The sequence below is a fragment of the Roseivirga seohaensis genome, from assembly GCF_001592945.1.
Classification (GTDB): domain Bacteria; phylum Bacteroidota; class Bacteroidia; order Cytophagales; family Cyclobacteriaceae; genus Roseivirga; species Roseivirga seohaensis.
The window spans coordinates 162,621-175,887 of sequence record NZ_LRPB01000002.1 but is presented as its reverse complement, the minus strand read 5'-3'; the positions used below and the strand labels follow the sequence as shown (position 1 = coordinate 175,887).

The following is a 13,267-nucleotide window of genomic DNA, read 5'->3' as shown; positions in this document are numbered from 1 at the left end:
AGTTTAGAAAATCGGCTTTCTGAGCTCTGACATCGTCAATCGTATTTTATTTATGAATCAGGTTTAACATTTCTTTCAATACTTTTCTATCATCGAAATCGGATTTTACCCCCTTTACATCTTGATAGGTTTCGTGACCTTTTCCCGCCACGAGGATAATATCATTAGGTTCGGCCATAGAGCAAGCGGTTTTAATCGCCTCTCTTCTGTCTGCCATTACCAGTGTTTTTCTATAATTGCTCGGGCTCACACCTTTTTGCATGTCTTCGATAATCGCCATTGGCTCCTCAAAGCGTGGATTATCTGAAGTGAGTACCACTTTATCGCTTAGTTCACAAGCAATTTTTGCCATTTCAGGCCTTTTCGTTGTATCTCGATTTCCACCGCAGCCTACTACCGTAATTACTTTCTCGTTTCCACTTCGGAAAACCTTAATAGTAGAAAGCACATTCTCTAATGCATCAGGCGTATGGGCGTAATCCACAATAGCAGTAATTCCTGTATCAGTAAGCACCTGCTCAAAACGACCTGGCGCTGGGTTTAAATTCGATAAGGTTTGAAGCACATCTGCGGGTTCTTCTTCTAGCAAAATAGCCGCTCCATAAACCGCCATTAGGTTATAAGCATTGAAATCACCAATCAACTTGAACCAAACATTATGGCCTTCAATATCTAATTCCAAACCTTGAAGGGTATTGGAAAGAATTCTCGCTTTGAAATCAGCCATGGTTTTTAAAGCATAGCTGTGTTTCGTTGCTTTTGTATTCTGAAGCATTATCGACCCTCGCTTATCATCAGTATTGGTTAAAGCAAAGGCAGAAGAGGGAAGCCCATCGAAGAGCATCTTCTTTGCTTTGATGTACTCATCGAAAGTCTTGTGATAATCTAAATGATCGTGAGAGAGGTTCGTGAAAACCGCTCCTGTGAAAGTGAGTCCTGAAACACGATGTTGTACCAAGGCATGAGAACTGACTTCCATAAAACAATGAGAACAACCTTTGGCTACCATTTTCGCCATCAACTCATTCATTTGAATGGCATCGGGCGTAGTGTGGGTTGCCACAATTATCTCGTCATTGATTTTATTAACAACCGTAGAAAGCAAGCCAACATTATAGCCGAGCTGTTTGAACAACTGGAATAATAAGCTTACACAAGTAGTTTTTCCATTGGTGCCAGTAACGCCTACCAACTTCAACTTTGCACTAGGGTTTCCAAAGAAGTTAGAAGCCATGATACCCAAAGCTTCACTACTATTTTTAACCTGAACGTAAGTAATGGCAGTATTTAGGCTTTCGGGCAATACTTCACAAATAATGGCAACAGCACCCTTTTCAATGGCCTGTTCTATATAATCATGACCATCGACTTGAGTACCACGCGTAGCGATAAAGGCTGTATTAGTTTCTACTTTTCTGGAGTCGAAAGCCAATGCAGCCACTTCTACAGCTGTATCGCCAGATACTGACTGTAAAGCCACTTTGTACAATATGTCTTTTAATGCAGACATGAATTACCCTAGTTCTATGGTTATGGTTGTTCCTTTTTCTATTCTTCTTCCAGCGTAAATCGATTGCCTAAGCACTCGACCTGTTCCAGAAATATTAACTTTTAGCCCTTTATTTTCCAGTATGTAAAGCGCATCTCTCAATGTCATTCCTTCCACATTAGGCACAAGGTTCGACTGAGAATGATTGGGCTTCCAAGCAATCGCATTATTATTAACACTAGCCCTTACCCACTCTACATTTTCTTCTTCCATATGATTTGAAATACCAAACTGATTTAACAGCTTATTCAATTCATCAAAATTTCCAGCCCTGATTACAGGGAAGGTTCCCTCTTTAGCCAAGCGCTCTCCTTCAAACTTATCGTGTAAGTCAAGGTCTAAAGCGAATATCATATCAGCAATTTCTTTGAAAACAGGCGCAGAAACATCTCCTCCGAAACTATTCAAACCTTTAGGGTCATCAATCACCACAATGCAAGAATACAAAGGCTCATCGGCAGGAAAATAGCCTGCAAATGAGGCGTAATAGCGCTGCTTGTAATATCGCCCATTAATCAATTTTTGAGCGGTTCCCGTTTTTCCAGCGATCTTGTAATAATCGTTTTTAATGTTTTTTGCGGTACCTCTTTCTACCACGCCCTCAAGCATGATTTTCAATTTTTCTAGTGTAGCTTTTGAGGCTATCTTCTTATCAAGTGTTTTAGCTTCAAACTCTTCTACGATCTGATTTCCCTTCCTAATACTCTTTACAATAATGGGCTGAATCATTTTTCCATCGTTGGCCACTGCATTGTAAAAAGCTAGGGTTTGAAGCGGAGTAATACTTGTTTCATACCCTACTGACATCCACGGTAAACTTGTTCCACTCCATGATTTGTCATCAGCATTTTTAATATAAGGTATACCTTCACCTATCATTTGAAAATCGAGTGGCTTCCCTAAACCTGTTGATTTTATAATGTCTATGTATTTTTGAGGGTCCTTACCAAAGTATTGATCTACCAGTTTGGAAATACCCACATTAGATGATTTTTCGAAGACTTCCTGAACAGTCAATTTACCATAACCACCTTTCCAAGCACTTTGATCTTCCATGGTGCGGTCATAAAATTTAACAGTACCGTCATTGGTATCTACTGAATCGGTAAGCTCAATTTTATCTGCTTCTAAGAGGGCTAGCATTGAAGCCAACTTGAAGGTAGACCCAGGGTCATTTAAGCCTTGAACCGCATAGTTATAATCTTCTACATAAGTACCACTTTCAGTTCTGGTAAGGTTAGACATGGCTTTGATTTCACCTGTTTTCACCTCCATTAAAACTACCGTACCGTAAGCCGCTTCAAACTTCTCTAACTGCCTCAAAAGTGAGTTTTGAGCAACATCTTGAAGGTTGATATCGATAGTAGTGTACACATCATAGCCATTTCTAGGCTTAACATCTGAAGCTACATTTACTGGCATCCAGTTACCGCCTGCAATTCTTTGATACAAGCCTTTTCCATCTTGACCTGCCAAATAATGATCGAAGCTTTTTTCTATTCCTACAGTAGCCACACCATCTATATTTAAACCGCCAATTGTACGTTGGGCTAAAGCTTTAAAAGGACGATGTCTCCTATCCTCCTTGTCAAATATTACTCCCCCAATCATTTGGCCTTCCCGAAAAATCGGCCACTTTTCCATCATGGCCTTATCCTGATAGTTAATGAGGCGGTTGTTTAGAACCAAATATCGTTTGCGAGACTGTCGAGCTTCCGAGATCTTCTTCCGGTATTCGCCAGGAGAGAGATCTCGAAAAAATTTCGACAATAGTAGTGAAAGGGAGTCAATACCTGTTTTAAAGGTATTATCGTTTGCAAGCGAAGGATCGAATGCAATTTTGTAAAAGGGAAGTGAGGTCGCCATCAGGTCGTTACCATCAGCATAAATACTTCCACGGGTGGCTTTAATTGTTTTATAATCCAACCCAATTTCTTGTGCTTGTTTTCGCCAATCATCGCCTTGAACAAACTGAATGTCTGCAATCCGGTAGATTACTACCAAGACAAAGGCAATCACAGCTAAAAAAGCTATTCTTACTCTCAGTAATATCGACTGCTTAATATTCACTTTCGTCTACAACAATTTTATATGGCGGTTCTTTACTTTCTTCTAATCCTAGTTTCTTTACGTTCTTGGCTACTTCCGACTGCTTACTGCTATACATATAATCTGCCTCTAGCGTGGTAACATCGGCCCTTAAATCCTCAACTTCTGTTTCTAGTTTCTTAATATTTCTATTTGCTTTTTCAGCATAATGGCTGTTCCATACATAAAACACACCCAACACTAGTGCGAAAGCTACTTTCGGCAGGTGCTTCACTGGAAGCCCCGTTTCTAAGTTTCCAGCTATTTTCAGCTTCGACAAAAGACCAAATAAGCCACCACCTGCTGTGCCGGATTTCTCATCTCTTTTCGCTTTGAATTTATTCGCTGCCACTTTCTTTACTTATATTTTTTCGGCAATACGAAGTTTTGCACTTCTTGCCCTGTTATTCACTTTTAACTCTTCTTCATTTGCTTCAATCGGCTTCCTGTTGATCGCATTAAATGGTTTCAACTGATTTCCGAAGAAGTCTTTTTCAACCTCGCCAAACACCTTCCCTTTGTTAATAAAGTTCTTCACCATTCGATCTTCTAGCGAATGATAAGACTCTACCACCAAGCGCCCCCCGGGCTTAATTACCTCAGCCGACTGCTCTAGAAAATCCTCCAATGCTCCCATCTCATCGTTTACTTCGATGCGGATGGCCTGAAAAACCTGAGCATAATATTTATACTCTCTATGCCTTGGCGCCAATCGATCCAATAATTGAATCAGGTCTTTGGTGGTTTTGAAAGGATTGGAAAAACGCTCCGAAACAATAGCCGCAGCCAAAGTTTTTGCATTTTTCACCTCTCCGTAAATACCCAAAAGCTTATGTAATTGCTCTTCTGAATACTCATTCACCACATCGGCAGCAGTAAGCGAACCATTCAAGTCCATCCTCATGTCTAAATCAGCTTCTGCACGGGTAGAAAACCCACGCATTGGCTCATCAATTTGATGAGATGAAATTCCCAAGTCCGCCAAAATCCCATCTACCTGCTTTACCCCGTACAACTTGAGGTATCGCTTGATGTGCCTAAAATTGGCTTGTACAAATGTGAAAGAACGATTGTCTATTTTTTCAGCATTAGCCCTAGCATCAACGTCTTGATCGAAACCAAAGAGCCTGCCTTCACTATTTAAATGCTTTAATATTTCGGTTGAATGTCCGCCACCTCCAAAGGTGACATCTACATAGATTCCATTCGGCTTGATAGAGAGGCCATCAACGCATTCTTTAAGCATAACTGGCACATGATACTCTGACATAGTTTATTTATTCGTCTGCCAAAAATTTCTCCGCCATCTTGGAGTACTCACTTGCGTCTTGGATGAGGTATTCCTCATATTGGTCAGGATTCCAGATTTCGATTCTATTTCCCAACCCTACCAACACAACTTCTTTTTCAAGCCCCGCATATTCCATCATCTTTTTAGGGATATTGATTCTTCCTGCTCCGTCTAACTCAACGTCTACATTTCCCCTAAAAAAAGTTCTCTGAAACCTGCGGTACTCCTCACTGAATTCGCTTAGTCCCTTTATCTTCGCATAGATCTTTTTATACTCAAGCATAGGATATAACACCAAGCAAGGCTCGAAACCTCGTCTTAGCACAAGCTCTTCTGATGCATTATCTGGCAGTGCAGCCCTTACCTTTGAAGGTAAAGCCAATCTGCCCTTTACATCGAGCTTACAGTCATATTCACTTGTAAAAAAAGCCATTACACACCTGAACCTTTACAAAAGTAAGATTTTTTCCCACACTTCACCACTTTTCCTCACTTTTCCCCACTTTTTATGAAAAGTATCTTTTTCCATACAGAAAAACAAGTGTGATCGAAAAATATCACTAGAAAGATAAAGGAGGTAAAAAGTCCATTTCTGATGAATAAGAAAGGCTTTAGCTGTTCGGAAAACTAGGCTTAAAAATGGATTTTAGGTACAAAATTAACATGCGTGAGTTTTTTTTAAAGGCAAGAACAAATGACCAAATGGACATAAAAAAAGGCTTAACCAACCCGATTTTAGATCATGTGGAGTAAAGTGGGAGAAAAATCACTAAAAAACGTTCGTTTGCGGTAAAATAAGGCTCGGTGGAAGAAGTCAATTCAAACCATCCAGAATTTCTTGATTATGCTGCCCTAATTGGGGAGGCGGGCTCAGCGAAAGGCGATCGAAGCCCGAAGCCACAAAAGAGCGTAAACCTGTAATGCCTTCGGCTTCTAAAAACCAATGAGGTTCGCCTTCATCTAGGGCAGTATTTATGGTATTCACCAAGCCAGCTGGCACCTGCTGATTGACCAGCAATTCCATTAATTCACCTGAAGGCCATAGTCGGATTTTATCAGCTAGAATTCTGTTCAATTCATCTCTGTTTACTACTCTTTCTTGATTGGTCGAAAAACCATCCATCTCATTAATGCTCAGAACACTACATAGCTTGTAGAATTGCTTATCATTTCCAATAGCCAACAGCAATTGGCGACAATCTTTGGTCTCAAAAAGTTCGCCATAAGGTGCAATATTTGGGTGAAGATTACCCATTGACTTTGGCTCATTTTTTCCTACCAACCAATTTGCACCTTGATTTACCAAAGCACTGATGGCAGCATCAATCAAAGCCACTTGAACAAACTTTCCTTTACCACTTTCCATACGCTCAACAAGAGCTACCAACAGTGCCTCTTTCAGTTGGTGCCCTGCTAAAACATCAATCAGAGCGACAGGCATTTTTAACGGAGCAGCCCCTTGCTCACCATTAATGCTCATAAATCCCGATTCTGCCTGAATAACAGCATCATAACCCACTTTTGAAGTGTTTAGGCCATATCCTGTAATTTGACCATAAATAAGCGCTGGGTTAATCTTTTTTAGAGTGTTGAAGTCTACACCCAATTTTTCGGCATCACCAGGTTTATAACTAGCAATTACCATGTCTGCATTCTTGACAAGCTTATAGACTATTGCCCTTTCTTTCTGGTTACTCAAATCAATGGACAAAGATTTTTTACCCCAGTTTACAGAAGTAAAATATGCCGAAACACTGCCATTTAACTTTTCCCCTTTAAACAGCCATGACCGAGTAACATCTCCGCCAGTTTTAGAGCTTTCTACTTTGATTACCTCTGCACCCAATTCTGCAAAAAACTGCCCAACACTAGGCCCAGCTAGAACGGAAGCCAACTCAATTATTTTTAATTTTTTCATTGGTGCAGAAAGTGGTTGGTGATTTTTTTTAAAAAAAAACCGGCTTTTATATAAGGTCTTTTCTCCGACAGGTTGTTATTTTAGCATCTGCCATAGCGTAATTTTACTATTGGGCTATAGCAAAAAACAAATTTACTACTAACTAACTGAACAGCGCCATATCTCAAAATATGGCGTTGTTTTTTTTATTTAGACCGCTCTATTGTGTAGGTAACTAGCTGAGAAAGAGAATCTCTGTAAATACTTGGCTCAAATGTTTCCAGAATTTGTATTGCCTCTTGGTAATACTGATTCATTACTTTTTGGGCATATTCAATTCCGCCAGTTTCTCTTACAAAAGCAACTACTTCATTCACCTTTTTTGAATGATCTCCTTTGCTTTTCACGGTTCGGATTATTCTTCGTTTGGTGCTACTACTGGCGTTTTGTAAAGAATAAATCAGCGGCAATGTCATTTTCTGCTCCTTAATATCAATACCTAGGGGCTTACCCACTTCTTCAGTACCGTAGTCAAAAAGGTCATCTTTGATTTGAAAAGCCATTCCGACTTTTAAGCCAAATTCTCGCATTTTTTCTATGTCTTCTTGAGAAGCATTGGAGGCGGTAGCGCCAACAGCGCAGCATGAGGCAATAAGCGAAGCGGTTTTCTGACGAATTACATCATAATAGATATCCTCGGTAATATCTAAGTTCCTGGCTTTGGCCATTTGAAGCAATTCACCTTCACTCATTTCGCGCACCGCTCGGGAAACAATTTTTAGAAAATCGAAATCTTCATTATCTACGGAAAGCAGTAAACCGCGCGAAAGTAAATAATCACCTACCAAAACGGCTATTTTATTCTTCCAAAGGGCATTGATTGAAAAAAAGTCTCTTCTGTAATTTGAGTCGTCTACTACATCATCGTGAACCAGAGTGGCGGTGTGAAGTAATTCTATTAGCGAGGCGCCTCTATAAGTTCTATCTGATATTTTTCCTGTAACCCCTGCTGCCAAAAACACAAACATAGGCCTCATTTGCTTGCCCTTGCGCTTTACAATGTAACTCATGATTTGGTCGAGCAGAAATACTTTACTCTTCATGAATGACCTGAATTTCTGTTCGAACTCAGTCATTTCACTAGCAATGGGGGCCTGTATTTCGGAAAGCTTTAACGCCATATCAGTAGAATGCCACAATATTAACAGGTAATGCTTCAACGGCAAAGTGAGGGCAGTTTTATTTGATAAGAAAAGTAGAAGCCCTTTGTTTAAAAATTTTACGCTGAACTTATTCTTAGTCCTTGTTTTTTAGTCTAAAATCAAAAACGAAAGAAATATAAGCGTCATTTTTTGCTGTTTGTACATCTTTACTCAACCAATGAAACATAATTTTAAATGTCGCTTTTTCATTACCAGTAGCCCAACCCACCCTAAAAGTACTCACCCAAGGCATCTGCCTTTCTGTATGCGGACTTTTATTATTGAATAAACTACCCGAAGCTGTAATGTCATGGAAAACATAGGACACTCCGTAACCAAAAACTACATAGCCTACCCGCTCTAGGCCTTGGCTATTTTCGCCAATCATAGCATTTGCAAATGGCGACTTGTTCAAAACGTTCAATAGCCCCATCCTAAAATCGAAATTCTGGGCAATGTTCGTATGACCTGTTCCTAATGATGCTGATGATGAACTAATGAAATCCATACTTTTCGGCACCAAACTAAACTGCCGATTATATTCAGCAGTGGCATTTAAAACCAAAGCCGTTCTAATTTGATGCTGCCATCCTCTTGGTTGCTTAAACCCCACGGCATTATGATACCACTTCTGCAAAGCTTCTGCTCCCGAGGCTTTGCCCGTTGTACCTAACTCCAAACCATATTTAAATCGTGAATAATCATTCTTGAACATAGACTTTGAAATTCCAGCATAGAGCAAGCCTGCGTATGGCCTATCCAATTCAGAGATTTCATCATAAAGCAAATCGTCAGGCGTATAGAACTTATGCGTAAGACTTATATCTATAATTTCTTTTGTGTTTAAAGAATCAGGTTTTTTGGGAACATATCTATAATGAAAAAGAAACCCATTAGAATAGTACTCGTCATCCCTGTTCAGTAAGTAAACATCATTTTCGGTGGTGAATGAAAATTCAGATTTACGATAGTCTACCTGCCCTAAAATTGGCAACGTAAAGAGCAGTGAGAAAAAAATAAGAATCGACTTGATTACAGTGATATTTAATTTGAGGCGCTAAAGTCTCAATTATTTATAATTTTAGCCAGCGTATTATTGGCAAATGGAAAAAAAGAATTTAAGAATTGAGGAACAATTAAATAAACGAGCATTGCTGGGCAATAAACGCAGTTTATTATTAGTGAATGAAAAACTGATAGACTTCAGCTCAAACGACTATTTAGGTTTTGCGAGGTCTGAAGATTTAAAAAACCGAATTCTAAACAGCTATGAAAGCCTAGCGGATAAAAATGGATCAACTGGGTCAAGGCTATTGACGGGAAATTCAGCCTTAGCCACCGAGGTAGAATCAGAACTAGCCAAGCTTTTTGGTTATGATGCCAGTCTGGTTTTTAACTCTGGCTATACTGCTAACCTTGGCTTTTTCTCTTGCCTTCCTCAAAGGGGCGATACTATTCTATATGATGAGCTTTCACATGCATGCATTAAAGATGGTAGCCGATTGAGTTTGGCCAAATCAATGCCTTTTAAGCATAACGACTTGGCCGATCTTGAGCGAAAATTAAAATTAAGTGAAGGTGAGGTTTATATCGCTTGCGAAGCCGTCTACTCTATGGATGGTGACTTTGCTCCACTAAAAGCACTCTGTGAACTTTCAGAAAAATACAATGCAAAACTCATTGTAGACGAAGCACACAGCACAGGTGTATTTGGTAAAAATGGGGCGGGCTTAGTAGCAGAGTTAGATCTAACACAACAAGTGTATGCGGTTGTATACACATTTGGTAAAGCAATGGGCATTCATGGTGCTTGCATAGCTTCAAACCAAACAGTAATTGATTATATGATCAATTATTCGCGACCATTTATATACACTACCGCACCCTCTCCTTTTGAGTTTTTATCAATACAGCAAGCTTTCCAGTTTTTAACCAACCACCCAGATTTGGCTATTCGTTTAAAAGAAAACATTTCCACCTTCAACCAAGCAATTAAGACACAAAGACCTCCGCGTTATTTATCTACTAGCGCTATACAAGTGGTAATTACCGAAGGCAACTTAAAAGCAAAATCTACGTCAAAGCAACTTCAAGAAATGGGATTCGATGTTCGTGCAATTCTTTCGCCTACGGTAAAAGAAGGGGAAGAACGCTTGAGAATCTGCTTACATAGTTTTAATAGTAAAAATGAAGTATTGGGTTTGGCGCATGCGCTGAATTCCTTACTTTGTTAACAGCGGAAGCTAGCGGAAGAATTTTTATCATATCTTTGGGGTTTTTAAAAACTGAATGAAGCCAATCGGCAAAGACTACGTAAAGAAGAAGTACGACCAGGTGGTTCCGGGAGGAATTGACGAGTGGCCGGTCGTGAGCTTGAGCAATAACAGGGATGCTTTTATTAAGGAAGTGACCGCTGAAAGTATTAAGCGTATAAAAAAACTCACCCCAAAGCGTTCAAGCTTAATTGAGGAAATTGAAACCACTCTTTTTAGAGAAAAGCTTAGGGTAAAAAGAAATCCATGGGCGGTTGACCCACCAGACGAAGCTGACTTTCTTCAATCCATCAAAGATAGACTTCTTGAAATATCGACAAATGACGACAAGGAAGACATTGATGAGACTTTAGAAGATATACTTTCAGAAATTATAGAGCGCTACGCCAGTGAAATTGCTGGAAACTTCAAGAAGTCAAGGTACAGAATGGCTCGTTCCATTGTTACTTTTGGTTTTGCTAGGCTTTTAAACGCATCTCGTGCCCGAGGTTTTTGGTCGATTTTCAGTACTCGATATTCGCTTCAAGATAAAATTCATATTACTGGAGAAGTAGAGGAATTACGCACCTTGGCCAAAAAAGGAACGATCATTATGGTGCCTACCCATTTCAGTAATCTTGATTCTATATTAATAGGTTGGGTAATTAGTGCTTTGGGCTTGCCTGCTTTTATTTATGGTGCTGGCTTAAACCTCTTCAACATAAAAATATTTGCCTATTTTATGGAAAGCCTTGGGGCCTATAAAGTAGACAGAAGAAAGAAAAACCTACTCTATTTAGAAACCCTAAAGAGTTATTCTAGTCTTGCAATTCAGAAAGGTTGCCATAGCCTTTTCTTCCCTGGCGGAACCCGTTCACGCTCAGGACAAATAGAAAAGAGATTGAAACTTGGCCTTTTAAGCACAGCTATTGAAGCTCAGCGTGTCAACTATCAGAAAGGGAAAAGAGACGGTCTGCACAAAATATTTATTGTTCCGGTAACTTTAAACTACAATTTTGTGCTTGAGGCGCCTTCTCTTATTCGTGAATACTTAAGACTAAAAGGGCAAGAGCGCTACTATGTAGAAAACGATGAGTACTCTACCTCATATAAAATCTTTGCCTTCTTGCTTAAATTCTTTACCAAGGGTTCCGACATATCAGTGTCCATCGGAAGAGGTTTAGATGTGCTGGGGAATTATGTAGATACAGATGGCAATAGTTATGACAAAAGTGGCCGTCAAATAGATACTCAAGAGTACTTTACTAAAGACGGAAAAATCATTTCGCACGACCAGCAACGCGAAGATGAATATACCCGCATGTTGAGTGATAGAATAGTTGAAGAATTCCATCGAATCAATAAGGTTTTTGCCAGTCATTTGGTGGCATTTGTAGCCTTTGAAATGCTTCAAAAGAAATTCAATAAACTGGACTTATATAACTTTTTGAGAATTCCGGAAGAAGACCAAATCATTCCTTATGAGGAATTTAAGACGGTTTTCCAAACAGTTTTAAGAAGAGTTCATGAAATGTATAATAAGGGAGAAGTTAGTGTTTCTCCTTACCTTACCGGAGACCCTGATAAGATTATTGCACACGGTTTGGCCAACGTGGGTATGTACCATGCCAAGCGTCCGCTGATAAAGAATAAGAAGGGAGATATTTATACCCAAGATTTAAATTTGCTGTTTTACTATCACAACCGTTTAGTAGGTTATAATCTTGAGAAATATGTCTAAAGAATGTGTTGGAGTTATTGGTTCAGGCAGTTTTGGAACAGCCGTAGCAAATATTCTTTCAAAGAATTCCAAGGTATTATTATATGCCCGAAATGCTGAAACAGTCGAAAAAATTAAGTCGACCAGAATTTCGAACGGACAACACCTCCACGAAAACATAACCGTTACAAATAGTTTAGAAGAAGTTGCGCAAAAGTGTAACGTTATTTTCCCTGTAGTTCCTTCATCTAATTTCAGGGAAATGATGCGCCAGTTCGCTCCTTTTCTACATCCATACCATGTACTCATTCATGGCACCAAAGGCTTAGATTTAATTCTACCTCACGAAACACCAACCGATTTCAAAATGGATCGATCATGCATTAGAACCATGAGTGAGGTAATAAGGGAAGAGAGTGTAGTGGTACGTGTAGGTTGTATGGCAGGCCCTAATTTGGCAAAAGAATTAGCTTTAGGTCACCCAGCAGCTACTGTAATTGCTTCGCCATTCAATGAGGTAATTAATGAGGGCAAAAGGTTACTCAGATCAGAAAAATTTCAAGTTTACGGAAATCAAGACTTGAAGGGAGTCGAACTTTGCGGAGTACTTAAAAACATAATTGCTATTGCTTCAGGTATCATCTCTGGTTTAGGTTTTGGCGATAACGCTAAAGGATTATTGATCAGCAGAGGTTTAGTTGAAATGATCTACTTGGGAAAAGCCTTGGGTGGAGAAATATCGTCATTCATTGGTTTAGCAGGCATTGGCGACTTGGTTGCCACCGCTTCGAGTCAAACCAGCCGAAACTACACTATTGGTTTTAAATTGGCGCAAGGAAAAAGCATGGATGAAGCCATTGCCGAGATGGAGGAAACCGCTGAAGGTGTAAACACGATTAAAATCATTAAGCAATTAGCAGATGCTCAAGGGATTAAACCTTTGATTACAGACACCCTTTATAAAATTCTTTATGAAGGAATGAAACCACAGGACGGCCTAAGCTATTTAATGAAATACCCAGGCAATATTGATATCGACTTTCTTTAAAAGCCGATATCAAAACATCTCCTTTTCTATTCAATCAGATATCCCCTAATTTCAATTATATTAAGAGAGGTGCGTTCTAACATCACAAGCTATCAAATTCAAGAAACACTATATTATCATTCTTTGCCTGACCTTCTGGTCTTCTGTTTCGCTATATGCCCAACAGAAAAAAATAAACTATGATACTATACCCTTACCCAAAAACACCACCATTATTTTA

The 13,267-nt window shown here is 39.4% G+C and carries 11 protein-coding genes; 3 read left to right on the top strand and 8 right to left on the bottom strand.

The window, feature by feature from the left end:
- Positions 1–46: 46 nt before the first annotated feature.
- From AWW67_RS01765 to AWW67_RS01730, 8 genes are all read right to left on the bottom strand, one after another.
- Entirely contained in the window at positions 47–1,510 is a 1,464-nt protein-coding gene (locus AWW67_RS01765) for a UDP-N-acetylmuramoyl-L-alanyl-D-glutamate--2,6-diaminopimelate ligase (protein WP_062299809.1), read from the bottom strand.
- A gap of 3 nt (positions 1,511–1,513) precedes the next feature.
- A complete protein-coding gene (locus tag AWW67_RS01760; RefSeq protein ID WP_062299807.1) occupies positions 1,514–3,619 on the bottom strand; it encodes a PASTA domain-containing penicillin-binding protein in 2,106 nt (701 codons plus the stop codon).
- On the bottom strand, positions 3,609–3,989 hold the full coding sequence (locus tag AWW67_RS01755; protein ID WP_053224897.1) for an FtsL-like putative cell division protein: 381 nt from the start codon (positions 3,987–3,989) through the stop codon (positions 3,609–3,611). The genes AWW67_RS01760 and AWW67_RS01755 overlap by 11 nt, the downstream gene beginning before the upstream one ends.
- A 9-nt stretch (positions 3,990–3,998) precedes the next feature.
- Positions 3,999–4,907: a 16S rRNA (cytosine(1402)-N(4))-methyltransferase RsmH gene (gene rsmH / locus AWW67_RS01750; RefSeq protein ID WP_062299805.1), complete on the bottom strand. Its 909-nt coding sequence runs from the start codon at positions 4,905–4,907 to the stop codon at positions 3,999–4,001.
- A 7-nt stretch (positions 4,908–4,914) separates the two neighbouring features.
- Positions 4,915–5,361, bottom strand: a complete 447-nt coding sequence (mraZ, locus tag AWW67_RS01745) for a division/cell wall cluster transcriptional repressor MraZ (protein WP_053224899.1) — start codon at positions 5,359–5,361, stop codon at positions 4,915–4,917.
- Positions 5,362–5,742: 381 nt separating this feature from the next.
- Entirely contained in the window at positions 5,743–6,846 is a 1,104-nt protein-coding gene (locus tag AWW67_RS01740; RefSeq protein ID WP_062299803.1) for a CaiB/BaiF CoA transferase family protein, read from the bottom strand.
- A 185-nt stretch (positions 6,847–7,031) separates the two neighbouring features.
- Positions 7,032–8,006, bottom strand: coding sequence for a polyprenyl synthetase family protein (locus tag AWW67_RS01735; protein WP_062299838.1), 975 nt, complete (start codon positions 8,004–8,006; stop codon positions 7,032–7,034).
- A gap of 115 nt (positions 8,007–8,121) precedes the next feature.
- Entirely contained in the window at positions 8,122–9,033 is a 912-nt protein-coding gene (locus AWW67_RS01730; protein ID WP_375596901.1) for a lipid A deacylase LpxR family protein, read from the bottom strand.
- A 97-nt stretch (positions 9,034–9,130) separates the two neighbouring features.
- On the opposite strand from AWW67_RS01730, the gene AWW67_RS01725 reads away from it, so the two are divergent.
- Genes AWW67_RS01725 through AWW67_RS01715 form a run of 3 tightly spaced genes read left to right on the top strand, consistent with a single transcriptional unit; the run spans position 9,131 to position 13,047 of the window.
- The gene (locus tag AWW67_RS01725) at positions 9,131–10,261 is read left to right on the top strand and encodes an aminotransferase class I/II-fold pyridoxal phosphate-dependent enzyme (RefSeq protein ID WP_062299799.1); all 1,131 of its coding nucleotides are present in this window, start codon (positions 9,131–9,133) and stop codon (positions 10,259–10,261) included.
- A 55-nt stretch (positions 10,262–10,316) separates the two neighbouring features.
- The gene (locus AWW67_RS01720) at positions 10,317–12,020 is read left to right on the top strand and encodes a 1-acyl-sn-glycerol-3-phosphate acyltransferase (RefSeq protein ID WP_053224903.1); all 1,704 of its coding nucleotides are present in this window, start codon (positions 10,317–10,319) and stop codon (positions 12,018–12,020) included.
- Positions 12,013–13,047 (top strand): NAD(P)H-dependent glycerol-3-phosphate dehydrogenase, encoded by a 1,035-nt coding sequence (locus AWW67_RS01715; protein WP_176699981.1) that lies wholly within the window; start codon positions 12,013–12,015, stop codon positions 13,045–13,047. The genes AWW67_RS01720 and AWW67_RS01715 overlap by 8 nt, the downstream gene beginning before the upstream one ends.
- Positions 13,048–13,267: the final 220 nt, after the last annotated feature.